This is a genomic window from Porcincola sp. LCP21S3_C12 (genome assembly GCF_052118625.1).
GTDB lineage: Bacteria > Bacillota > Clostridia > Lachnospirales > Lachnospiraceae > Porcincola.
On sequence record NZ_JBQKGW010000008.1, the window covers coordinates 19,759 to 44,451 of the forward strand.

General features: G+C 55.1%; 20 protein-coding genes. 16 read left to right on the forward strand and 4 right to left on the reverse strand.

The window, feature by feature from the left end; all coding sequences use genetic code 11:
- The 3 genes from ACTQ1N_RS05955 to ACTQ1N_RS05965 all read left to right on the forward strand — a co-directional run bounded on the left by ACTQ1N_RS05955 (position 1) and on the right by ACTQ1N_RS05965 (position 5,407).
- Positions 1 to 1,011 (forward strand): ABC transporter permease subunit, encoded by a 1,011-nt coding sequence (locus ACTQ1N_RS05955; protein WP_154521552.1) that lies wholly within the window; start codon positions 1 to 3, stop codon positions 1,009 to 1,011.
- A 12-nt stretch (positions 1,012 to 1,023) separates the two neighbouring features.
- Positions 1,024 to 2,436: an FAD-dependent oxidoreductase gene (locus ACTQ1N_RS05960; RefSeq protein WP_441955579.1), complete on the forward strand. Its 1,413-nt coding sequence runs from the start codon at positions 1,024 to 1,026 to the stop codon at positions 2,434 to 2,436.
- A gap of 208 nt (positions 2,437 to 2,644) precedes the next feature.
- The gene (locus ACTQ1N_RS05965) at positions 2,645 to 5,407 is read left to right on the forward strand and encodes an FAD-dependent oxidoreductase (protein WP_441955707.1); all 2,763 of its coding nucleotides are present in this window, start codon (positions 2,645 to 2,647) and stop codon (positions 5,405 to 5,407) included.
- Between the two features lie 99 nt (positions 5,408 to 5,506).
- Here ACTQ1N_RS05965 and hypB (ACTQ1N_RS05970) read toward each other — a convergent pair whose 3' ends face one another.
- The 3 genes from hypB (ACTQ1N_RS05970) to ACTQ1N_RS05980 all read right to left on the reverse strand — a co-directional run bounded on the left by hypB (ACTQ1N_RS05970) (position 5,507) and on the right by ACTQ1N_RS05980 (position 7,271).
- Positions 5,507 to 6,172, reverse strand: a complete 666-nt coding sequence (hypB, locus tag ACTQ1N_RS05970) for a hydrogenase nickel incorporation protein HypB (RefSeq protein ID WP_441955581.1) — start codon at positions 6,170 to 6,172, stop codon at positions 5,507 to 5,509.
- On the reverse strand, positions 6,169 to 6,852 hold the full coding sequence (hypB, locus tag ACTQ1N_RS05975; RefSeq protein ID WP_154521544.1) for a hydrogenase nickel incorporation protein HypB: 684 nt from the start codon (positions 6,850 to 6,852) through the stop codon (positions 6,169 to 6,171). Before hypB (ACTQ1N_RS05975) ends, hypB (ACTQ1N_RS05970) begins: the two co-directional genes overlap by 4 nt.
- Positions 6,853 to 6,923: 71 nt before the next feature.
- Positions 6,924 to 7,271 carry a hydrogenase maturation nickel metallochaperone HypA gene (locus ACTQ1N_RS05980; RefSeq protein WP_154521541.1) on the reverse strand — a complete coding sequence of 116 codons (348 nt, stop codon included), beginning with the start codon at positions 7,269 to 7,271 and terminating at the stop codon, positions 6,924 to 6,926.
- A gap of 531 nt (positions 7,272 to 7,802) precedes the next feature.
- Between ACTQ1N_RS05980 and ACTQ1N_RS05985 the strand changes: the two genes are divergently transcribed.
- The 6 genes from ACTQ1N_RS05985 (at position 7,803) to ACTQ1N_RS06010 (ending at position 14,502) form a co-directional block, all read left to right on the forward strand.
- Entirely contained in the window at positions 7,803 to 9,650 is a 1,848-nt protein-coding gene (locus ACTQ1N_RS05985; protein ID WP_441955584.1) for an ABC-F family ATP-binding cassette domain-containing protein, read from the forward strand.
- 47 nt (positions 9,651 to 9,697) lie between these two features.
- Positions 9,698 to 10,663 carry an AEC family transporter gene (locus ACTQ1N_RS05990; RefSeq protein ID WP_441955586.1) on the forward strand — a complete coding sequence of 322 codons (966 nt, stop codon included), beginning with the start codon at positions 9,698 to 9,700 and terminating at the stop codon, positions 10,661 to 10,663.
- Between the two features lie 285 nt (positions 10,664 to 10,948).
- Positions 10,949 to 11,779, forward strand: coding sequence for a transporter substrate-binding domain-containing protein (locus ACTQ1N_RS05995; RefSeq protein WP_441955588.1), 831 nt, complete (start codon positions 10,949 to 10,951; stop codon positions 11,777 to 11,779).
- Positions 11,780 to 11,994: 215 nt separating this feature from the next.
- Positions 11,995 to 12,672 (forward strand): amino acid ABC transporter permease, encoded by a 678-nt coding sequence (locus tag ACTQ1N_RS06000; RefSeq protein WP_441955590.1) that lies wholly within the window; start codon positions 11,995 to 11,997, stop codon positions 12,670 to 12,672.
- Positions 12,653 to 13,405 (forward strand): amino acid ABC transporter ATP-binding protein, encoded by a 753-nt coding sequence (locus ACTQ1N_RS06005; RefSeq protein WP_441955592.1) that lies wholly within the window; start codon positions 12,653 to 12,655, stop codon positions 13,403 to 13,405. Before ACTQ1N_RS06000 ends, ACTQ1N_RS06005 begins: the two co-directional genes overlap by 20 nt.
- A gap of 101 nt (positions 13,406 to 13,506) precedes the next feature.
- Entirely contained in the window at positions 13,507 to 14,502 is a 996-nt protein-coding gene (locus tag ACTQ1N_RS06010; protein WP_441955594.1) for a glucosaminidase domain-containing protein, read from the forward strand.
- A gap of 178 nt (positions 14,503 to 14,680) precedes the next feature.
- Here ACTQ1N_RS06010 and ACTQ1N_RS06015 read toward each other — a convergent pair whose 3' ends face one another.
- A complete protein-coding gene (locus ACTQ1N_RS06015; protein ID WP_441955596.1) occupies positions 14,681 to 16,300 on the reverse strand; it encodes a C69 family dipeptidase in 1,620 nt (539 codons plus the stop codon).
- A gap of 219 nt (positions 16,301 to 16,519) precedes the next feature.
- Between ACTQ1N_RS06015 and ACTQ1N_RS06020 the strand changes: the two genes are divergently transcribed.
- The 7 genes from ACTQ1N_RS06020 to ACTQ1N_RS06050 all read left to right on the forward strand — a co-directional run bounded on the left by ACTQ1N_RS06020 (position 16,520) and on the right by ACTQ1N_RS06050 (position 24,665).
- The gene (locus tag ACTQ1N_RS06020) at positions 16,520 to 17,431 is read left to right on the forward strand and encodes an ABC transporter permease (RefSeq protein ID WP_320808193.1); all 912 of its coding nucleotides are present in this window, start codon (positions 16,520 to 16,522) and stop codon (positions 17,429 to 17,431) included.
- 12 nt (positions 17,432 to 17,443) lie between these two features.
- A complete protein-coding gene (locus tag ACTQ1N_RS06025; RefSeq protein WP_441955599.1) occupies positions 17,444 to 18,532 on the forward strand; it encodes an ABC transporter permease in 1,089 nt (362 codons plus the stop codon).
- Between the two features lie 5 nt (positions 18,533 to 18,537).
- On the forward strand, positions 18,538 to 19,599 hold the full coding sequence (locus tag ACTQ1N_RS06030) for an ABC transporter ATP-binding protein (protein WP_154521512.1): 1,062 nt from the start codon (positions 18,538 to 18,540) through the stop codon (positions 19,597 to 19,599).
- 13 nt (positions 19,600 to 19,612) lie between these two features.
- Complete coding sequence (locus tag ACTQ1N_RS06035) at positions 19,613 to 20,593, forward strand: ABC transporter ATP-binding protein (RefSeq protein WP_441955601.1); 981 nt, start codon at positions 19,613 to 19,615, stop codon at positions 20,591 to 20,593.
- Positions 20,594 to 20,734: 141 nt separating this feature from the next.
- Positions 20,735 to 22,531: an ABC transporter substrate-binding protein gene (locus ACTQ1N_RS06040; RefSeq protein ID WP_441955603.1), complete on the forward strand. Its 1,797-nt coding sequence runs from the start codon at positions 20,735 to 20,737 to the stop codon at positions 22,529 to 22,531.
- A gap of 245 nt (positions 22,532 to 22,776) precedes the next feature.
- Complete coding sequence (locus ACTQ1N_RS06045) at positions 22,777 to 23,265, forward strand: deoxycytidylate deaminase (protein ID WP_441955605.1); 489 nt, start codon at positions 22,777 to 22,779, stop codon at positions 23,263 to 23,265.
- A gap of 20 nt (positions 23,266 to 23,285) precedes the next feature.
- The gene (locus tag ACTQ1N_RS06050; protein ID WP_441955607.1) at positions 23,286 to 24,665 is read left to right on the forward strand and encodes a sodium-dependent transporter; all 1,380 of its coding nucleotides are present in this window, start codon (positions 23,286 to 23,288) and stop codon (positions 24,663 to 24,665) included.
- Positions 24,666 to 24,693: the final 28 nt, after the last annotated feature.

Consider the following 24,693-nt stretch of genomic DNA (forward strand, 5'->3'; position numbering starts at 1 on the left):
ATGAATAAGAAGAGAAGCGTCAATGTGCTGCTTCTGATCACGATCCTGCTGTTCGTCGTGATGTATATAGCAGGCATTGTCATCTACGGAAGCAAAGGCTTTACGCATTTTCAGACATTTCTGAATATCCTGATCAACAACGCAGGACTGATCTGCGTGACCTGCGGCATGACCTGCGTCATGCTGACCGGCGGGATCGACATCTCCGTCGGTTCTCTGGTCGCGATGGACTGCATGATCATCGCAGTCGGTGTCACCCGCTGGATGTGGCCGGCATGGGCGTTGATTCTGTTTATCCTGGCAGTGGGTGTTTTGTTCGGGCTTGTCCAGGGCTTCTGCATCGCGTACCTGGAGATCCAGCCGTTCATCATCACGATGGCCGGTATGTTCTTCGCAAGAGGCATGACGGCCGTTCTGGATGTTCATCAGATCTCTGTCACGGATGAGACGTTCACGAAGCTGTCCAGCCTGAAGATCACGCTTCCGTTCGGCGGATACACAAACCCGAAAGGCATGTATGTGGCTCCGTTTATCCGGATTTCCGTGATCATCGCGCTGATTGTTGTCCTGCTGACCGGCTTCATGCTGCGCAAGACCCGCTTCGGACGCAGTCTGTATGCGGTCGGCGGAAACCAGGTCAGCGCGACCCTGATGGGGCTGGATGTCAAGAAGACGCAGCTTCGGGCGTACGTGCTCTCCAGTGTGCTGACCAGCATCGGCGGCTTCTGCTACGTTCTGAACACGATGTGCGGCACCACGACGCAGGCGGTCGGCATGGAAATGAGCGCCATATCCTCCGCGGTCATCGGCGGGACGCTTCTGACCGGCGGTGTCGGCACGATCATCGGCTCCGTCTTTGGCGTGCTGATCAACGGAACAATCTCGTCACTTGTCAAATTCAACGGACATCTGCTCGCCTCCTGGGCGAACATCGTGACAGCCTTTCTGCTGATGCTCTTCATCGTACTGCAGGCTGTGTTCGCGAAGATCCGTGAGATGCAGAAGAAATAAGGAGGCGGCAGAATGGAACGTGCTGGGAACGATCACAAGGAGCGGATCTGCATCATCGGAGGCGGGCCGGCGGGTGTCTCCGCCGCCATGTATCTCCAGAAAAAGGGATATCACCAGGTCGAGATCTATGAGAAGCTGAATAAGGTCGGAGGCAAGGCCTGGTCGCCCAGATTCGAGGTGAACGGCGAAAGCCGCGCCTATGAGATGGGCGCGATCATGGGTGCGAAGACCTACTACGCGGTACATGAGCTGGAGCGGTTTGCGGGAATCGATCACGACGGCCCTGAGATGCGCCGGATGTACAGGAATGCGGACGGGCAGGAAATCTTCCCGTTTGACCCTCAGAAGGAATTTTCCCTAGGCAAGCTAGCCGGGCTCCTGCGGATGAAGAGCCAGATGAAGAAGCTCGTGAAGATCATGGACACGAAGTACAAGGGCTATGATCTGTATGGCCATGTCGGCGTGGCGAAGGGGCGGTATTCCGGTCTTTCCAAGGAAGAAAGCCGGGCGCTCCACAGGGTCAGCGGTGTGAACCCGAACTTGAAGGACCTGGCGCTTCCATTTGACGAATTCTGCAGAAAGAACGGGGTCGAGGATGTCCAGAAGATCTGGATTGCACCCTTTACCTCCTTCGGATATGGGTTCTTCGATGAAATCCCGGCTGCCTATGTCATGAAGTATCTCGATACGACGACGGCCATCGAGTTCATTGCGATGCGGCTCTGGACCTGGAAGGACGGGACCCAGAGCATCTACGAGGCAGTCAACAGAAAGCTGGAGAACCCGGTTCACCTGAACACGGAGGTCGTGAAGGTGGAGCGTCCGGATGACGGGAAGGTCTATGTGACGGTGCGCCAGGATGGAACCGAGCGGACAGAAGTGTTCGACAGGCTGATCATCACGACCCCGCTCGATCATTTCCTGACCTATGCGGATGCGGACGAGGACGAGCACACCCTGTTCACAAAGATCCGGCATGAGGAGTACGTCGACTTCCTCGCAACGTTCCGGCCGAATGACGGCCCGACGATTTCCGGCTATATTTTCGACAACATGACACCTGAACGGAGAGGCCATGCGATGGTATACTATCATCGGTGGAAGGATCTGACCGACAACTGCCCGTGCTCGGTGTATGCGCTCCGGAACCATGCCGGAGACGAGGATGTGCCGTATGACGAGACGATCCGGAAGATGACGGACGATATGGCGATCTGCGGGTTCCCTGTGCAGAAACGGCTGCTTGAGCAGGAGACCTACTACTGCCCGCATGTAACGCCTGAGGATTACGCAGCCGGCTGGTATGACAGGCTGGACGCGCTGCAGGGCAGACGCGGGACGTACTATGCGGGGGAGATTCTCTCCTTCGGCGATATGGAGGATACTTGCGCATCCTCACGTGACATCGTCGGCAGATTCTTCTGACTGAATGCCGGATGCCCCTGGCTTTGCAGTGCTGTGAGGCGGTGGGACGCCGCCGCCGGGGGAGGTCCTGACTGAAAAAAGGACCTCGGGCTTTGTGGAAGGGCATATGAGCGTCTGAGTGAGATGTGTGGAAAAGGAGTGTACAGATATGATCAGCGATGATCCGAAGAACAAAGAGCGGATGGCGGCATGGAAGGTCGGCGATCCGATGATCAACGAGCACGATTTCTGGCCGGACGAGGATGGGAAGCCCGTCGACAAGGAGAAGGAGAAGATGATCCTGAAGCTTGCGACCATCATCACCGACCGCTATGCCAAAAAGTTTACCCATACGTTGAACACAAAGGATCCGGAGTACTGGATGCTGGACAGAATCCTGACGAAGGAAGAGGCCAGCTTCCTGCTGTCCTTTAAAAAGACCCGGGTTCCGTATTCGGTCGATCAGCTCGCGAAGATGAACCGTATGACGAACGGGGAAGCAAAGGAGATGTGCATCCACCTCTGCGTCTACGGTTTTCTGGAGTCTGTCCGCCGCAAGGAGGAGCCCCATGAGAAGATGTACGACCTGCCGATCTTTGTGCCGGGCATCGCGGAGTTCATGATGATGAACGATCAGCTGACGACGGAGCATCCGGAGCTGGCGACGTTCTTCAATCTGATGACTCAGCTGCCTCTCGGGGGAATCACCCAGATGGTGCCGCCCGGAGGCGCCGGGATCGGGATGCATGTCATCCCGGTTGAGGAAGCCATCCAGGCGGACAACCGGTCTGTGTCCGTTGAGTTCATTTCTCACTGGCTGAAGAAGTATGACAAGCTTTCCGTCGGCATCTGCACCTGCAGAAAGCAGCAGCGGATGCGCGGAGAGGGCAGCGGGGAGATCGAGGGCGAATACTGCATCGGCCTCGGCGATCTGGCAGAGTACAGCGTTGACCGCCACATGGGACGGTACATCACCTACGACGAGGCGATGGAGATCGTACAGCGGGCGGAGCGCAAGGGCTATGTCCATCAGATCACGAACATCGACGGCTCCGACAAGATTGTCGGTCTGTGCAACTGCGCGCCGGGCGTCTGCAACGCAATCCGGACCTCGCAGCTGTACAACACCCCGAACATGTCGGCATCCGCATACCGTGCGCATGTCGACAAGACAAAGTGTGTCGCCTGCGGCAAATGCGTGGAGGTATGTCCGGTCGGCGCCGCGAAGCTGGGACAGAAGCTCTGCACGAAACACGGGGATGTCACCTATCCGGTGACGGAGCTCCCGGATGCGAAGAGCTGGGGACCGGAGCACTGGAACTACAACTACCGGGAAACCTCGAAGATCAACTGCTATGAGACCGGCACATCGCCCTGCAAGACGGCCTGTCCGGTGCATCTGTCCGTCCAGGGCTACATCAAAATGGCTGCAGAGGGGCGTTATCTGGATGCGCTGAAGCTGATCAAGCAGGACAATCCGTTCCCGGCGGTCTGCGGGTCTGTCTGCAACAGGCGCTGCGAGGACCGCTGCACGAGAGGGACCATCGACCAGCCGCTGGCGATCGATGAGATCAAGAAGTTCCTGGCGGCGCAGGAGCTGAAGGCGGAGAGCCGCTATGTGCCGCTGTGCGAAAACGGCGAGGGCAAGTTCTTCCCGCAGAAGGTCGCCGTGATCGGGGCAGGTCCCGCCGGGATGTCGGCTGCCTACTTCCTCAGAAGGGAAGGCTATCCGGTCACTGTCTTTGAGAAGGAGAAGGCGCCGGGCGGTATGCTGACCTATGGCATCCCGAGCTTCCGTCTGGAGAAGGATGTGCTGGATGCGGAGATTGATGTTCTGCGTCAGATGGGCGTGGAGTTTGAGTGCGGTGTGGAGGTCGGAAAGGATACGACGATCCAGAAACTCCGGGAGGAGGGCTACAAGGCATTCTTCCTCGCCATCGGGATGCAGGGCGGCAGAAAAACCGGCGTGCCGGGTGAGGACGCGGAAGGCGTCGAGACCGGCGTCGATTTTCTCAGAAGAATCAACCACGACCATTCCATCCGCCTGTCGGGGCGCACGGTGGTCATCGGCGGCGGCAATGTCGCGGTCGATGTCGCTCGGACGGCCGTCCGCGCCGGATCTGACAAGGTGACGATGCTCTGCCTCGAGGCGCCGGATGAGATGCGGGCGTCCAGGGAGGAAGTCGAGGAGGCCAGATCGGAAGGCATCGATGTGAAGAACAGCTGGGGACCGAAGGAGATCCTGACGAAGGACGGGAAGGTCTGCGGCATCACGTTCAAAAAGTGCACAGCTGTCTTTGACAGCCAGAAGCATTTCAATCCGTCCTATGACGAGAATGAGACCATCACGCTTGAGTGCGAGAACGTGCTGCTCTCAATCGGACAGTCGGTGATCTGGGGGGATTTGCTGAAGGGCACCAGGGTTGAGCTGAACGGAAATGGAACCGCCAGGGCGGACAAGGTGACGCTTCAGACGGCGGAGCCGGATATCTTTGTGGGCGGCGACGTGTACCACGGCGCGCGGTTTGCGATCGACGCGATTGCGGACGGCCGCGAGGGAATGGTGTCCATCAACCGGTTTGTCCACCCGGGGCAGTCGCTCACCATCAACCGCGACCTGCGGGCGTTCATCGAGCTTGACCGGGATGATATCGAGGTGGAAGGCTTCGACAATGCAAAGCGCCAGATTCCGGGGCACAAGGCCGGCATCGCGACGCAGACCTTTGAGGATCTGAGAATCCCGCTGACAGAAGAGCAGGTGAAGACCGAGGCCGCCAGATGTCTGGGCTGCGGGGCAACGACGGTCGACGACAACCGCTGCATCGGCTGCGGCCTGTGTACGACGAAGTGCAACTTCGACGCGATTCATCTGACGAGGGATGTGCCGGCAGCCTCCGACATGTACAAGGCCGAGCAGAAGTTCGGACAGATTGGAAAGTACGCCATCTCAAGAGGCGTAAAGATCGTCCGCTCGAAGCTTGGAAAAGATTAAAAGGATTAAATAACAGAACAGACGCCCGCCCTGCCGGAAGGCAGGGCGGGCGTCTTATTGAAGATAGCTTCTGAAGATAGCTTCTTTGGGCCGTCAGACTCAGCCGCGGGACTCAAGCTGCGCCTTCAGCCAGTCTGTCCACTGGTCAAAGCCTTCGCCGGTCTTCGCAGAGAGGAAGAAGATCTTCGCGTCCGGATTCAGGGCGTGGATCCTTGCCGTCACAGCCTCATCGTCAAAGGCGAAGAATTTCTTTGTGTCGATTTTATTGATCAAGACAACCTGGCAGACCTGGAACATCAGCGGATATTTGAGGGGCTTGTCATCGCCCTCGGGAACGGAGAGAATCTCAACGTTGACACTGGCGCCGGTGTCATTCTCTGCCGGGCAGACAAGATTTCCGACATTCTCCAGAAAAATCAGATCGAAATCCTTCGATGAAAATTCGAAAAGTGCCTGCTTTGTCATAGCGGCATCCATGGCGCATTCGCCGCCGGTGTGAACCTGGATGGAGGGGATACCCTCGCACTCCATCTTCTCGGCATCGATGGCATAGTCGATATCCGCTTCCATGACGCCGATCCGATACTGCTTTTTCAGCTCGCGGATGGTGCGGAGCAGGACCGATGTCTTTCCGGCGCCCGGGGATGCCATGATGTTGACCAGAAAGGTCTGATCAGCCTGATTCTGCCGGCGGATTTCGTCCGCAATCCTGTTGTTTTCATCAAAGATGCCCGTATGGACATCGATTACACGAACCTTGCTCATGACTGTTCTGCGCCCTCCTTTTGCGCCTGTATCTGACCGGACAGCCAGCTGCAGAAGGCCTCAAACCCTTCTCCGGTTGCAGCACTGACAGGGAAGACCGGAACGGATGGCTTCCTGAGATGGATGTTTGTCTTCACCTGATCCAGGCTGAAGTCGAAGCACTCCATCGCATCGATCTTGTTGATCAGAACCGCATCCGCCTTCTCAAACATCAGCGGATATTTCAGCGGTTTGTCGTCTCCCTCCGGAACGGACAGGATGACAACGTTGAGATCCGCGCCGGTATCGAACTCTGCCGGGCAGACCAGGTTGCCGACGTTCTCGAGGAAAACCAGATCGAGCTTCTCCGACCCGATCGCGGAAAGACCCTGGCGCGACATGTCCGCATCAAGGTGGCACATGCCGCCCGTATGGATCTGGATCGCGTCAACGCCGGATGCGGCAATCGTCCTCGCATCGACATCACTGTCGATGTCCGCCTCCATGACGCCGATTCTGAAACGGTCCTTCATCCTTGCGATGATCTGCTTCAGGCTTGAAGTCTTCCCGGAACCGGGGGAAGACATGAGATTGACGTAATACGTTCCCTGCTGTTTCATTTCCCCGCGGAGTCTGTCCGCGTCCTTGTCATTGTCGGCGAGAAGACTTTCCTTCGCCTCGATGATCTTAACTTTATCCATCTGTGAAGCTCCTTTGAATGATTTGCTGAATGATCTGCCTGACCCCGGCCCCCCGGATTTCTGAACCGGACTCAGCTGTCCGCCTCGATCTGCTTGATGATGTATTCATTCCCCTGGACAAGGACGGTATCCCAGCTTCCACAGTGCGGGCACTGACGGCCGCCCTGCACGGTGCCGTAACGCTGCCCGCAGCTTTTGCACAGCGTGACGGCAGGAATCTGCTCATAGAGAAGGCGACTGCCCTTCAGAAGGCTGCTTTTGTCGGAGACCCAGCCCCAGAGGTCGGACATATAGTCGAAGATGACGCCGGTTACCTCTCCGATCTGAAGCGTGACGCTCCCGATATGGCGGATGTCATTCTGTGCCGCAATTTTTTCCACCTCGTCCGCCACGTGGTAGACGATTCCCATTTCATGCATATCCGGATTCTCCTGCCTGCCGGGACTTTTTCTGCACCCGAAACGTTTTGCTGCACGAAGACCTGCTGTGCAGACACCGTAATATTTTACCACACAGAAAGAATGCACGGCAAATGCTGCAGCCTGTTTGTTCAGCGCTTGCTTAAATCCGCTCTTCCTTGACCTGTACAGTTGTGCTATGATATCCGGGATTATGCAGTGAAGGAGGTTTGCGCCATGAGTAAGATGGGAAAGAAGAACAAGGACAGCAAGGAAGCGGAGGCAAAGAAGGTCAAGCAGCAGCTTGCAGCCCTGAAGAGACGCCAGGCGGCGAAGAAGAGCAAGTGATGACAAGGCGCAGGAGGCAGGATTGCTCCTGTGCCTTTCCTTTTCCGGGAAACGGAGAATCACGGCAATCAGCTCCGCCAGAATGATTCTGCCTGGCAGAAGCATTCTGGGCAGACCGCATGCATGGCGCAGGTAATATTTGGAATGACAGGAGCGTCAGGATAGGCGCGCCGGCGGATGGAAGACAGACGGGAATCATAGCGAATGAATATACTGAATCTTGAACATATCACGAAAAACTACGGGACGCATCAGCTGTTCACGGACTTGTCTCTGGGAGTCAGCAGCGGTGACAGGATCGGCCTGATCGGTGTCAATGGGACAGGAAAGTCCACTTTGCTGAAGATCGCGGCAGGCATTCTGGAGCCGGATGAGGGAACCGTGGTCAAGGGCAGGGATGTCAGTATCTCCTATCTGGCACAGACGCCTGACTTCGGAACAGACCGGTCTCCCTACGAAGCGGTGATGCATGGCAGGCGTCCGGGGACAGAAGAGGAAGCTCAGGCGCGCGCCATGCTGAACCGGCTCGGAATCACGGACCACACGGCTGAGCTGTCCAGTCTTTCAGGCGGACAGCGGAAGCGGATCGCACTGGCGCAGACGCTTCTGTCGCCCGCTGAGGTGCTGATTCTGGACGAGCCGACCAACCACCTCGACCAGGAGATGATCCTCTTCCTGGAGGATGCCATCCGGCGCTTCAAGGGCGAGCTGCTGCTGGTTACACACGACCGGTACTTTCTGGACCGTGTGACAAACCGGATTGCGGAGCTGGACCGGGGCAGGCTGTATATCGTGGACGGCGGCTACGAAATCTGGCTTGAGCGCAAGCAGGAGCGGGATCAGGCAGAAGTCCGGGCGGAGGATAAACGGCAGAACCTGCTGCGGACGGAGCTGGCCTGGATCCGGCGGGGAGCACAGGCACGCTCCACCAAGCAGCAGGCGCGGATTGATCGTTTTGAGGATCTTCGTGAGGCATCCAGGGAAGCGCGGGCACGGATGGAGAAGAGCACGCTGACGGTCAGCTCCATATCCACACGCCTTGGGAAGAAGACGGTCGAGCTGGAGGATATCTCGAAAGCCTACGGGGACCGGGTACTGTTTTCCCATTTCACCTACCGGTTTCTGCGGGATGACCGGGTCGGCTTCATCGGGAGAAATGGATGCGGAAAGTCGACCATCATGAATGTGATTGCGGGGCTTATTCAGCCGGATACCGGTACTGTGACGGTCGGGGAGACGGTGAAGATCGGCTATTTCCGTCAGGAGTCCGGGGAAATGGATCCGGAGGAGACGGTTCTGGGCTGTGTGAAGGCGGTCGGAGAATACGTCCGGACGACGGACGGGCTGATCACAGCCTCCCAGATGTGCGAGAAGTTCCTGTTTGACAAGAAGATGCAGTGGGCGAAGATCGGAAATCTCTCCGGCGGGGAACGGCGGCGGCTCCAGCTGCTTCTGGTTCTGATGAGCCAGCCCAATGTGCTGCTGCTCGATGAGCCGACGAACGATCTCGACATCGAGACGCTGGAGATTTTCGAGGATTACCTCGACCGTTTCCTTGGCATCATCATCGTGGTCTCGCATGACCGGTATTTCCTCGACCGGGTTGTGAACCGGATCTTTGCGTTCGAGGATGGAAAGCTTGTCCAGTATGAGGGCGGGTTTACGGATTACTATGACAAGCGGCAGGCGCGGAGCGGGGATGGCGGACAGGAAACAGGACGGAAGCCGGCTCCGACAGGCGCAGTGCAGGAGCTGACCGGGGCACAGGCCTATGCGCAGCAGAAGGCACAGAGCCGCCAGAATCAGAAGCGCCGTATGACCTACAGGGAGCAGCAGGAGTACGACCATATCGATGAGGAGATCGCTGCTCTTGAGGAGAAGCTTGATGAGCTGGACCGGCAGATTGGGGAGTGTGCCACGCAGTACACAAAGCTGGAGGAGCTGACGGCAGAGCGGCAGAAGACAGCGGAGGAGCTGTCAGCGAAGGAGGACCGCTGGCTGGAGCTCCAGGAGCTTGCAGAGGAGATCGCGGAAGCTTCCGGAAAGGAATGACCGGGAGAATATGTGCCGCCGGGCGAAGGCGGAGGAGTGAGAATCTTATGGAAAATCTGATCTTCAGTATCAATGCAACGCTGCCGATCTTTCTGCTGATGGTTCTGGGGTACGTGCTGTCCCTCCTGAAGCTGGTCAGCAGGGATTTCGCAAAGCAGCTGAATTCATTTGTCTTCAAAATTGCGCTGCCCTTTGAACTATTTGTGGATATGGCGGGGCAGGACTTTGCCTCCGCGTGGAACGGGAAATTTGTCCTGTTCTGTCTGGCTGCCACCTTTCTTTCGATCTGCCTGGCTGCCCTCATTTCGCGGATTGTTCTGCGGAATGACCGGGCGGAGCGGGGCGAGTTCATACAGGTGGCCTACCGCTCCAGCGCGGCGATTCTCGGGGTGGCATTCATCCAGAACATCTACGGGGAAGGCCATACGGCGATGGCGGCGCTGATGATGATCGGATCGGTTCCGCTGTACAACATCTTCGCGGTGATTGTGCTGATGACCACCGCTCAGAACGCGCAGCCGCAGAGCGCAGACAGGCAGTCCCTTGTGAGAAAGACAGTGCTGGGGATCATCACAAACCCGATCCTGCTTGGCATCTTCATCGGGTTCGCCTGGTCACTTCTCAGACTGCCGCTCCCGGGAATTCCGAAAAAGGTCATCTCGGATGTCGGGAAAATGGCGACACCGCTGGGGCTGATTGCGATGGGAGCGATGTTCGACCCGGCGGCAGCCAGAAAGAAGGCGGGGCCGGCGATCGCGGCCTCCCTGATGAAGCTTCTGGTGCTGGAGGCAGTCTTTCTGCCTGCTGCCGTTGCCTTCGGGTTCCGGGGACAGCAGCTTGTGGCTCTGACGGTAATGCTCGGGTCTGCCTCGACGGTTGCCTGCTACGTGATGGCGACGAGTATGGGACATGAGGGAACCCTGACATCCAGCACAGTTATGATGACAACGGCGGGCTGTTCGTTCTCGCTGGCACTGTGGCTGTATATTTTGAAGAGTCTGGCACTGATCTGAGACAAGACAAAACCGCCCTGGATGCAGCGCAGGGAAGAGGAAAAGTATATACATGTGCGAACACTTATGCTGGATAGAAAAAATTTCGGAATATCCTGCAATTACATAATGTTTTGTTGACAAACAGAATAAGTATGAGTAATATTGTTTTTGACGAGGGCGCCGGACACAGAAGAGTCAGGCGCCTTTCTGCATAAATATGCAGAAATTGCGGTGCCGGATAACAGGGGGTCAGCCCGCAGCTCTCTTGTTGCCCTGACTGGTTTTGAAAGAGGAGGTTTCGCAATGAAAAAAGCAGTAGCTTGTGCAGCGGCAGTTCTGATGAGTGCAGTGATGTGCGTGCCCGCAATGGCAGGTGAAACGGAGGCAGCTGCTCCTTCCGGGAAAAAGTATGTCATTGCTACCGACACGGTTTTCAAGCCGTTTGAGTACACGGATGACAAGGGAGATTTTGTCGGGATTGATGTGGACATTCTCGCGGCGATTGCAAAAGATCAGGGCTTTGATTATGAGTTGAAGAGCCTTGGCTGGGATTCCGCGATCGCGGCCTGCCAGGCCGGGCAGGCGGACGGTATGATCGCCGGCGCATCCATCACAGATGAGAGAAAGAAGAGCGGATGGATGTTCTCTGACGGATACTTTAACGCCACGCAGTCTCTGACAGTGAAGGAAGACTCTGATCTTGCAGGCTTTGACGATCTGAAAGGAAAGACGGTCGGTGTCAAGACGGGCACGCAGGGGGCGTCCTATGCGGAAAGCCTGAAGGAACAGTATGGCTTCTCCATTACCTATTTTGAGGATTCGCCGACCATGTATCAGGCTGTCCTTGGCGGACAGGTGGTCGGCTGCTTTGAGGATACGCCGATTATGCTGACCTCCATCAAGGAAGGAAAGCTTGCGCTGAAGGTCCTCGACAATACGCAGAATGAAGGCTCTCCTTATGGGTTTGCGGTCTTCAACAAGGATGAGCAGGCGCTTGTCGATCTGTTCAACGCCGGGCTGAAGGACATCAAGGCTGACGGTACATATGCAGAGATCATAACGAAGTATCTCGGCGCGGACGCGGTTCCTTCTGAGACAGAGGCAGATACAGAGGTTTCAACGGAAGCAGAGTGATGCAGCAGGAGCATCCCGAAGCAACCTGACATGTGAATCGGGCTGCCGGCTTAGAAGACCGGCGGCCTTTTCAGAGGGAACCGGACATCCATACAGCCGTCCGCACATCTGCATGCAGATCTGTACACTGGTGTGGCGGATGACACCGCATGACCCGACAAAAAAGGGGCTGCCTGACTGGTGTCTGTGCTGATAAGACAGGAAGGATACGACTGATGGCTTATATACTCAGTAACTATGGCAGTCTTCTGCTGAGGGCGATGGGACAGACGCTGCTTCTGGCATTGTCCGGCCTGTTTTTTGCATCGATCATCGGCCTGATTTTCGGTCTGCTCGCAGTGGTACACAACAAGGCCTGTAATGTGATCGAGACAGTGTTCGTGGATGTCATCCGCGGCGTTCCGATGATTGTTCTTGCTTATTTCGTCTACTTTGGCATTCCTTATTTCCTGAACAATATGATGGGACAGAATGTGACGCTCAGCGCGTTGACGGCAGGCACGATCTGCCTGTCGCTGAACTGCGGCGCTTACATGGCGGAGATTATCCGCGCGGGCATCCAGTCGGTGGACCCGGGGCAGATGGAGGCAGCCCGCTCGCTGGGGCTGCCTTATGGAAAGGCGATGCGCAAGGTTGTGATGCCACAGGCGATCCGGACAATGATCCCGACGATCATCAACCAGTTCATCATCACACTGAAGGATACGTCGATCCTTTCCGTGATCGGTTTCCCAGAGCTGGTCAATTCGGCAAAGAATGTTGTTGCCAATACGTTCAGGTCTTTCCAGACATGGTTTATCGTCGCGGTGATGTACCTGATTATCATCCTTGCCCTGTCGAAGGCGGCAAAGGTCATCGAGAGGAGGCTTAACCGTGGCAGAAAAGCAGTCTGAGGGAAATGTCAAGATTCATGTTTCCCATTTGAGCAAGTCCTTCGGGAAGCTGGAGGTGCTGAAGGACATTTCAGTCGATGTTCACGAGGGGGAGGTCGTTGTCGTGATCGGTCCGTCGGGATCCGGCAAGTCGACATTTCTCAGATGTCTGAACCGGCTGGAGACGGCTACCGGCGGAGAGATTACAGTGGATGGAGAGAATATCCTGGACAGACGGACCGATATCAATCATGTCCGCCAGAATATCGGGATGGTGTTCCAGCATTTCAATCTCTTTCCGCACATGGACGTTCTGAAGAACCTGATGATGGCACCGCTGGAGCTGAAAAAGGACGACAAGGAGCGGATGGAACAGACCGCCATGCAGATGCTGAAAAAAGTCGGCATGGACGAGAAGGCACACGCCTACCCGGATCAGCTCTCCGGCGGACAGCAGCAGCGAGTTGCGATTGCACGGGCTCTCTGCATGCACCCGGACATCATGCTCTTTGATGAGCCGACGTCCGCGCTTGACCCGGAGATGGTCGGGGAGGTGCTCGAGGTCATGAAGGAGCTCGCCTCCGAGGGTATGACAATGGTGGTGGTCACCCATGAAATGGGCTTTGCAAGAGAGGTCGGCGACCGGCTGCTGTTCATGGACGGCGGCTATATTGTCGAGCAGGGAGACCCGCGCGAAGTGCTGTCCAACCCGCAGGAGAAGCGGACGAAGGATTTCCTGAGCAAGGTTCTGTGAAGCTGGCAATATGACCGGGAAACGGTATCAAAGGCACAAATATTGACAATTCCTTAATAATATTGTAACATATCGAATGAATTCGATTAAGGAGGGTCAGTATGAAAATGCTTCATTACAAGTGCCGCCGTGTCAGAACGCTGACTGCCGCAGTCCTGATGACAATGACGCTGGCCGGTCTGCCGGAATGGCCCGCTCTCAATCAGACGCAGGTCACCTTTGCGGCAGCGGCTGAGAATCAAAAAACCTCGAAGAAGACTTCACGGAAAAAGACGACGAAAAAGAAGTCGGCAAAAAAGAAAACAAAGATCTCAAAAAGCAACAAAAAGAAAAATACCAGAAAAAGTACGAAAGCAAAAAGCTCAAAAAAGAGTTCCAAGAAGAAATCTGTCTCGAAAAAGAAGGCTGCATCAACGAAGAAGGCAGCAGCAAAGAAGACAGCCGCTGCCCGGCAGGGATTTGTGAAGATCGGATCCGGATGGTACTACTACGGCGAAGATCACAGAATGATGACCGGCTGGATTCATGTCGGCGGACGGAAGTATTATGGAAGAACGTCAGGGAGCCGGAAGGGCAGTCTTCTGACCGGCTGGCAGACGATTGGCGGGAAAGAGTACTACTTCTCTGAGACGGGCGGAGCAGGAGCAATTGGACGGGCGTATGCCGGATGCACGAAGAAGGTCAATGGCATATCCTGTGTCTTCAACCAGGAGGGTGTTTTCACCGGGTGCAGGTATGCCGGCGGGACCGGCAGCTTTGTGAGCCGCATCGGGGAGATGGCCAGGCACAACCAGAGAAAGAATAATATTCTGGCAACGGTCACTGTTGCCCAGGCGATCCTGGAGACAGGCTATGGTTCCGTGAAGCCACACAACAATCTCTTTGGCATCTACGGAGGACGTTACAGCAGTGAAGCGGAGAGCCTGGAAGGATACAATGCCTACATCCGGAGGTATTTCCCGAGTCTGATCGGATGCCGGAACTATTACACATATGCCAGCCGGATCGGGAACGGCGGATATGCGCAGGCAGGCGGATATACATCTGCACTGCTGCAGATCATCAGTCAGAATGGCCTGACAAAATATGCAAAGTAAAGAAAACAGGAAAGGCTGACGGATGTGTCATCCGGGCGGCAGAAAGCGGCATCCCGCGTCGGGCGGGATGCCGCTTTTTTGGGAAGCGATGAGCCGGGAACCATGATGCAAGCCTGGTTGTATATCATGACACCTGGGCAGAACATTGAAAGAGACGTTGCGCTGGCATCGGACAAAATCAGGCGTCTGAGCGGGCAAACTGATTCTTCATCAGATTGCTCGTCTCATCGAGTACCTGCAAGAGCGTGTCCGAAGCAGCTTTGCTGGCGAGCTCTGCGACAGCCGCATTCGCTTTCTCCTGGACGCTCCGGATCATTTCCGGATCGCCGAGAACACGTAGCTCGTCGTCGCTTGTATTGATGATCCGGTTTGCCTTTGACTGAACAAGGAGCTGGTATCGCTCGATATGATTCTGATTTTTCCTGAAACCGGCATCTGAGAGTGCAGCGATCAGGCGGGAGGTCCAGTAGAAATTGTCGGTGGAGACCTTGCCGGTCGTGTTTGACAGATAATCCGGGAAGCGGTCCACCTGCGGATACAGCGGGATCATCGCGTTGAAGGCATTGGATGCAAATGCCACCCACTCGATGGCCCGGCTGCCCTCCGGCATATAGGGGCGGATCTGGATAAAACCGAGAAAATCATTCCGGTTGATGCCGATCGAACGGTAGGCGCCGGCAAGCGACTTATCCCCATAGCTCTTGTACGGATCGTAGGAAGTTCCCTGAAAATGGGAGCTCAGTACATACTTCACATCCTCCGGGGTGATCTTTTTCTCCGGGACCAGGCACCACGGGAGATCATCTGACTCGGGTTTGTAATCAGCATCCGGACCGTCCCAGACGAAGTCGGTCGGATTGAAGTAGCGCAGCATGAACCAGGCACGGGGCGTGTTGTAGACATGGTCGGCATCATCGTGGCTGCCAAAGGCCGCGCGCGGGTCGAATTCGGAGAGAGCCTGGTCTGATTCATCGTCCTCACTGTCCGTGTCTGAATCGTCATCAAATCCACGGCGGAAGTCAATCACATCGCCGGCAGTATTGTCCGGATCCTCGTCGTCCTCCTCAAGCTCCAGCTCGTCATTGAAATACTGGGTGAGGTCGAGGTGGTACCGCTCCACGAATTCCAGAAGATCACTGGAGCACATAAAGTCCGCCTGCTCTCCGAGTGCATCCTCGAAATCAAACTCGTCAATCCCCTGCTGGTTCGGCATGACGACGTAGCTGTCGTCCGGTACACGCCTTGCCATCCAGTGGTGGCCGCCGATGGTCTCGAGCCACCAGATCTCATCTTTATCTGAAAATGCAATTCCGTTCATCTCATAGGTGCCGTACTTTTCAAGCAGAGCACCGAGACGCTGGACGCCTTCGCGGGCAGAGTTGATATAAGGGAGTGTCAGAATGACGAGGTCCTCCTCGCCGATTCCGCCTGGGACTTCCGGATGCGTATCGTCCGCCGGCTGATATTCCACAAGCGGGTCTGCACCGAGCACGCGCGGATTGGATGTGATGGTTTCGGTGGCCGTCATGCCGACTTCCTTTTCGTTGACGCCGCAGGCTCCCCAGAGCCCCTTGCCCTTGACGGCGTTCGGCATGATCGTACACCGGTACGCCTTGTACGGAAGAGAGACCTTTACGTGTGAGAGAACGGAGGTGTATTCCGTATCGCCCTCTCTGGCGGGCAGAACGACCATCTTCTTCGGGGTGAAATGGCCCGCACCGGAGTCGTCATTGCGCGCAATCATGGTACTTCCGTCATATGATGCATCTTTTCCTACAAGTATGGTTGTACAGGACATGAAGAATACCTCCTGAATGCTGCCTGGCAGCGCTTTCGCTGCCAGGGTTGGTGAATTGTACAGCCGGAAACCTTCCAGCGATGTCCTTATTCTAACACACAAAGACAAAACAATGCGGTATATATGTCAATTCTGTGAAACATTTACGTTGACTGTGATTTTGAAGAACTTTATAATGAAGCGTATTGACAACTTTTTACAAAGGAGAAAGGTCTGAACATGTTCAAGTACATTGTCAAGCGAATTCTTCTTGCCATTGCAACGATCTTCATCGTATGTCTGATTACATTCTTCACGATGAATGCGATCCCGGGAGGACCGTTCAGCGGCGAGAAAGCCAAGTCTCCGGAGGTTCAGGCGGCGCTCGAGAAGCGTTTTAATCTGGATAAGCCGGTCGGAGAGCAGTTTCTTCTTTACATGAAGAATATCGCGCACGGTGATTTCGGCGTATCGGCGAAGACCGGTCGTGAAATCTCTGCAACCATCAATTCCAAGTTCAAGGTTTCTGCAAAGATGGGAATCCTGGCGGTCCTTCTGGCTGTCGTGGAGGGTGTCTTCTTCGGAAGCATTGCGGCCCTGCAGCGGAACAAGTGGCCGGACCGGGTGATTATATTTGTATCAACCCTGTTTACGTCACTTCCCAGCTTTGTGCTCGGCTCTTTCCTGCTGGTTATCTTCTCCGTGAAGCTTGGCTGGGTGCAGGCATGGAGTCCACAGCATCAGAGCCTGATTCTGCCGGTGCTGTCGCTGGCGGCATATCCGGCTGCCTATATCACAAGACTGACAAAGACCTCGATGCTGGATGTCCTCGGACAGGACTATGTCCGGACAGCAAGAGCAAAAGGTGTGCGCGAGGGAAAGGTTTTGTTTGTACACACTCTCCGCAATGCTCTGATTCCGGTCGTAACCTATGTCGGACCGATGATCGCGTCTGTTCTGACAGGGTCACTGGTTGTAGAGCAGATCTTCACGGTCGGCGGTCTGGGCAATGAATTTGTCCAGAGCATCACGAACCGCGACTATCCGATGATCATGGGCGTGACGATCTTCCTGGCGGTCTTCATGGTCACGATGAATCTGATCACGGATATCGTCTACAAGCTGATCGATCCACGCATTACACTTGAGTAAAGGAGGAAAATCATGGGTATCAGTACCGAACCATACAGCCCGGGCAAGACACCGAAGAAGCATCCTCTTTCGCTCCAGCTCGATGTGTCAAAGTTCGAAAAAGCAACGGATGAGGAGAAGAAGCAGGCCGATGTCATGAGTGAGTCGACCTCATTCTTCCGTGACGGCATGAGGCGGCTGATGAAGAACCCGCTCGCCGTTTTCAGCATCATTGTTCTGATCGCCATCATTGCAACGATCCTGATCGCACCGCGTGTCGTGCCCTACAGCTATTCTGAGATCATCACGGTCAACGGCAGAAGAGACAAGAGCGCAACCAATCTTGCTCCATTTACCTATTCAAAGATGGAACAGCAGTACATGGCACAGGGCGGAAAGGTATTCCCGCACATCATGGGAACGGATGAGCTTGGGCGAGATTACTTCATTCGTGTCATCTATGGCACCAGAATCTCCCTGACCGTCGGTGTGTTCGCTGCTCTGATCGTCCTGATCATTGGAATCCTGTACGGCTCCATTTCCGGATATTTTGGCGGGAAGGTCGACCTGATCATGATGCGGATTGTCGATGTGATCTATTCGCTTCCGGATCTTCTGATGATCATCCTGCTGTCTGTCGTTTTGAATGAGATCATCAAGCCGACCGGGAACGGCCTGCTTGCCCGCCTGGGAACCAATATGATATCTCTGTTCATTGTGTTTGGACTTCTGTACTGGGTCGGGATGGCAAGACTGGTCAGAGGACAGATCCTGACGATCAAGCAGAACGACTATGTGCTTGCAGCAAGGGTTTCCGGCGCGAAGAGCAGCCATATCATCCGCAAACATATCCTGCCGAACTGCATCAGCGTCATCATTATCTCCGCTGCCCTGCAGATTCCGTCCGCAATCTTCACCGAGTCCTTCCTGAGCTTCATCGGACTGGGCGTGAAGGCGCCGATGCCGTCTCTGGGATCCCTTGCTTCTGCGGCAAGGTCCGGCATCACGACATATACCTATAAACTGATATTCCCGTCAATCATGATCGCGCTCATCACGCTTGCCTTTAATCTGCTTGGAGATGGTCTGCGCGACGCGTTTGATCCGAAGCTGCGGAGGTAAGGAAGATGGCTGAAAATATTCTGTCCGTACAGGATCTGCACACTTCCTTTACGACCGATCATGGCGAAGTGATGGCAGTCAACGGTGTAACATTCAATCTGGAAGAAGGCAAGACGCTTGGAATCGTCGGTGAGTCCGGCTCCGGTAAGTCCGTCACAGCCTATTCCATCATGCAGATTCTTGAGAAGAATGGCTCGATCAAATCCGGAAAGGTTCTATTCCGGGGCGAAGACATTACGAAGTGGCCGGAGTCGAAGATGAGGGACTTCCGCGGAAAGAAGTGTTCGATTATCTTCCAGGACCCGATGACTTCCCTGAACCCGGTCTTCACGATCGGCTGGCAGCTGGAGGAGGCGATCAAGCTTCATACTGACCGGAAGGGGAAGGCTGCCGAGGAACGCGCGATCGAGATGCTGAAGCTTGTCGGAGTCAATGAGCCAGAGAAGCGAATTCACCAATATCCGTTCGAGTTCTCGGGCGGTATGCGCCAGAGAGTTATGATCGCCATGGCACTTGCCTGTGAGCCGGACATCCTGATCGCGGATGAGCCGACGACAGCGCTGGATGTCACCATCCAGGCGCAGATCCTGGAACTGATGAAGGATCTTCAGAAGAAGATGGGGATGGCTATCATCATTGTCACCCATGATCTTGGTGTCATTGCGCAGATGGCGGATGAAATCATCGTTATGTACGGCGGCCGGGTCTGCGAGAGAGGGACGGCGGAGGACATCTTCTATCGTCCGGCACATGAATACACGAAGGGACTTCTGCGATCAATCCCGAGTGTTGACAAGATCGGCCAGAGACTGGTACCGATTTCCGGAACACCGATCAATCTGTTGAATCTCCCGAAGGGCTGTGCATTCTGCCCGAGATGCGATGCGGCGATGAAGATCTGCCTGGAGCAGGTTCCGCCGGAGACAAGAACGGTCGACGGTCATCTGGCTTCCTGCTGGATGGCGGTGAAGAAGGAAGCGGAAGCTGGGATGATCAATTTTACGGGTGACAGCGGCAGATCGCTGAAGGCTGATGACACTGCTGGTGCAGGTTCCGGAAAAGACTGAGGAGGCGCAGAGGATGGAAGAAAAGTTCACGCCGGACAGTCAGTATCTGGTCCAGGCACATGATATGAAGATGTATTTCCCGATCAAGACGGGATGGTTTCACTCCAAGCCGCTGAAAGCGGTTGACGGCGTATCGTTCGATATCAGACCGGGCGAGACACTCGGGCTGGTCGGAGAGTCCGGCTGCGGCAAGACGACGGTCGGACGCACGCTCCTGCGCCTTTACAACCCGACAGGCGGAGAAGTTTATTTTGACGGGAAGAAGGTCGACGCAAAATCGATTGGTGGACTGAGGAAAGATATGCAGATGGTTTTCCAGGATCCGTATTCTTCTCTGAATCCACGTATGACGGTCGAGGATATCATCGGCGAGCCACTGGATGTCCACAAGCTGTATACGTCCAGACAGGACAGGAGAGACAAGATTCTCCATCTGATGGAGCTGGTCGGGCTGAATGCGGAGCACGCGACGCGCTATGCACATGAGTTTTCCGGCGGTCAGCGCCAGAGAATCGGGATTGCCCGTGCCCTTGCGACGAATCCGCGCTTCATCGTCTGCGATGAGGCCGTCTCCGCACTGGATGTCTCGATTCAGGCGCAGGTTATCAATATGTTCGAGGATCTGCAGAAGCAGCTGGGGGTCGCGTATCTGTTTATTGCCCATGATCTTCTGGTCGTGCATCATATCTCAAAGCGGATCGCTGTCATGTATCTGGGACGGATGGTGGAGACTGCAGACTCCAACGAGCTCAACAGCAACCCGATTCATCCGTATACCCAGTCCCTGCTTTCGGCAGTCCCGTACCCGGACCCGAAGCAGGCGAAGGAGCGAAAACGGATCATCTTGGAAGGAGATGTCCCAAGTCCGCTGAACATGCCGTCGGGTTGTCCTTTCAGGACCCGTTGCAGATACGCAACCGACGAGTGCAAGGCAAAGATGCCTCCGCTCACAGACAGAGGAGGCGGACATATGGTCGCCTGCTGGAACAAATAAGGGACGGAAGGCATACCGTAATAATTTGCATGGTTAATCGTAATCGGCTTTATTTTTACAGCAGACTGCGGTATAATCATAGAAATAACCCTATTGGCGCCGGCCAAACGCCGGCATTACACGAACCAGGAGGAAGTTTGAATGAAGAATCGTGTGATCACCGCGCTCCTTGTGGGTGCAATGGTACTTTCTTCAGCTGCACCTGTTTTTGCAGGCGAGACGGAAGCTGCTACAGAAGCAGCTGCTGCGACAGATGAAACGGAGAGTGCGACGGAGGGTGCTGCATCGACAAAGTCAAGCGCAGCTGCTCCGGACTGGGATGAGTACAATTCCCTCATCAACCAGATCTACTCTGAGACAGACATGAAAGCCCGCAAGGCACTGATGCACAAGGCAGAAGACCTGCTCATGGATACCGGAGCAATCGTTCCGCTCTACTTCTACAACGACATCTACATGCTGAACAAGGACTGCACAGGCCTCTACGCGAACCTGTTCGGATTCAAGTATTTTGCATATATGTCAGCGCCGAACAATGAGCTGAACGCGAACCTGGCTTCTGAACCGGACCATCTGGACCCGGCACTGAACTCCACGGTTGATGGCGCCTGCCTCGCAATTCTGAACTTCGCAGGGCTGTATGCATATGACAAGGACAACAAGCTTGTCCCGGAGCTTGCTGACGGTGAGCCGCAGGAGTCTGAAGACGGACTGACCTATACCTTCAAGATGAAGCCGGGTCTGAAGTGGTCGGATGGCGATACACTGGATGCCAACGACGTTGTCTACAGCTGGAACCGTCTGGCAAACCCGGATACTGCAGCGGACTACAGCTATCTGATCGATTCCATGAACCTTGCAAAGAAGGATGATGGTACCCTCGACATCGAGGCATCCGATGATGGTTCAACCTTCACCGTCCATCTCGCGAAGCCCTGCGCATACTTCCTTGATCTGTGCGCATTCCCGGCATTCTTCCCGGTTCCGCAGCAGGCGATTGAGAAGGCTGATCCGGATGGAAAGAACCCAGGTGCATGGGCACTTGAGGCTGGCTTTGTCGGTTCCGGTCCGTTTACGCTGACGTCCTGGACACACAACCAGTCCATGACCTATGAGAAGAACCCGAACTACTGGAATGCAGATGCGGTTTCTCTGAACAAGATCAACTTCATGCTGAGCGCAGATGACACTGCGATCTACAATGCATACAAGGATGGATCTCTTCAGTTCATCGATACGGTTCCGAACGATGAGATCCCGAACGTCATCAACAATGATGATTTCTACATCATCCCGAACCTTGGAACCTACTATGCGTGCTTCAACGTCAACAGCTCTCTGTTCGACGGCAAGACACCGGAGCAGGCTGCCGAGATGAGAAAGGCTTTCTCTCTGCTGATCGACCGCCAGTGGATCGTTGATTCTGTCGGTCAGACCGGACAGGAGCCGGCAGGCACCTTTATTCCGGATGGTATGGCTGATGGAATGGGTGGTGTCTTTGACACAAATGATGATGATTACACCTATCCGGTGACCTGGAAGTTCGGAGACAAGGATGCAGTCGGATACTTTGATCCGAGCACAACCGGCCCGACCGATGACAACATCGCAGAGGCGCGCAAGCTCCTTGAGGATGCCGGCTATGAGTTCACGGACGACAACAAGCTGTCCGACTCCACCCCGATCAATATCGAGTATCTGACCAACGATGGTACCGCGCATGTCGCAGTCGCTCAGTCGATGCAGCAGGATCTGGCAGCAATCGGCATCAACATGACGATCAACTCCGAGGAGTGGAACGTCTTCCTGAACGACAGAAAGAACGGCAACTTCGACTTCGCTCGTGAGGGATGGCTTGCTGACTACAATGATCCGATCAACATGCTCGAGATGTGGCAGACAAGCTCCGGAAACAATGACGCGCAGTTCGGAAGGTAATCAAGGCTGTGTGCCGGATCCGGATGGATGGACAATCTGCTGATGCAGGGAGAGTCCTCTCGGACATCTGAATGAAAAGGCGGCCTGTATGCATATGTGCATGCAGGCCGTCTTTTTTGTAAAGGCGGCCGCTCATCATCGAGCGCGGAGCACGAGATGAGGCCGGCTTTTCGAATGGGGCCGGCCATGCTATAATATCAGCCAAATGTTATCTGAACATGTGGTTTGCAAAGGAGGAGGTCTGGATGGCACGCCGCGATAAAGTAAACTATTACCTCGACCTGGCGGATGTTGTGTCGAAGCGGTCTACCTGTCTGAGAAGGCATTACGGAGCAGTGATTGTCAAGAACGATGAGGTGATTTCAACAGGGTACAATGGTGCCCCAAGAGGAAGGAAAAACTGTACGGATCTGGGGTACTGCATCCGGGAAAAGCTGGGCGTACAGAGGGGACAGCGGTACGAGCTCTGCCGCTCTGTCCATGCGGAGGCGAACGCAATCATTTCCTCAGAGCGGGATAAGATGATCGGTTCGACCATCTATCTGTCGGGACGAGAAGCAGGAAACGGGGAATACGTGCGCAATTCCTGCTCCTGCAGTATGTGCAAGCGCCTGATCATCAATGCCGGAATTGAGAAGGTGATCGTGCGGGACGATGATGAGCACTACAGGGTTATTCCAGTGCAGGAATGGATTGACAACGATGAGTCTCTGACTGGGGAATTCGGATACTGAAAGTCAGGTGGAGTACAGGGATGGAGAAAAGGGAAAGTTTTGGTTCAAGGCTTGGGTTCCTTCTGGTCAGCGCGGGATGCGCGATCGGCATCGGCAATGTCTGGCGATTTCCGTTTATCACGGGACAGTATGGCGGAGCGGCTTTCGTGCTGCTGTATCTGGTTTTCCTCGTCGTGATGGGCTGGCCGGTCATGACGATGGAGTTTGCCGTAGGGAGGGCCGCAAAGAAGAGTGCAGGAAAGTGCTTTCAGGCTCTGGCGCCAGGAGGTGAGAGGTCCGGGTGGCGGTTTTATACTGTTTTTGCGATTATCGGCAACTATCTGCTGATGATGTACTATACGACGGTCGCCGGATGGATGCTGAACTATATGTTCAAGATGGCCTCCGGGCAGCTGTCCGGGCTCGCAGAGGATGAGGCCGGTCAGATCTTCAATTCCATGCTTGCAGACCCCAGGCAGATGGCGCTCTGGATGCTTGCCGTGACGGTGATCGGACTACTGATTGTTGCGCAGGGCGTACAGAATGGCGTGGAGAAGGTCACGAAGCCGATGATGCTGATTCTGTTTATCCTGATGCTGGTTCTGGCGATCCGGAGCATTACGCTGCCGGGAGCCGGTGAGGGGCTGAAATTTTATCTGGTTCCGGATTTCAGCCAGTGGAAGGGGACGGAGATTTTTAACGTCATCTTTGCGGCAATGGGACAGGCATTTTTCACGCTTTCGCTGGGAATCGCCGCGCTCACGATCTTTGGCAGCTATATCGGCAAGGAAAAATCACTTCCGGGCGAGTCGGCAATGGTGATCGTACTCGATACCTTCGTTGCGATCATGGCCGGACTGATCATCTTTCCGGGGTGTTCTGCCTACGATGTGAAAATGGATCAGGGCCCCGGACTGATTTTTATTGCCCTGCCGAAGGTGTTTGCCCGGATGAGAGGCGGACGTTTCTGGGGAACGCTGTTCTTCCTGTTCATGGTATTCGCATCCCTGTCGACGGTGATCGCGGTGTTTGAAAACATCATTGCGATGAATATGGATGCGTTTGGCTGGAGGCGGAAGAAATCGGTTCTGGTGAACGGGATCCTTCTGATCCTTTTATCACTTCCATGCGCGCTGGGCTATAATCTTCTCTCGTCGGTCCAGCCGCTTGGAGCTGGATCGACGATCCTGGACTTTGAGGATTTTCTGGTTTCCAACAATATTCTTCCGATCGGGTCGCTGATCTATGTGCTGTTTTGTACAAGGAAGAGCGGCTGGGGCTTTGATGCATTTCTGAAGGAAGCCAATGCCGGGGAGGGGCCGAAGTTCAGCAGAAAGTTCCGGTTTTACATGACCTATATTCTTCCGCTCGGCATTCTGGCCATCCTGATCGGCGGGTACGTCCAGAAGTTCGCCGGATGACCGGGAAGTGAATCTGCCGCTGGCTCCG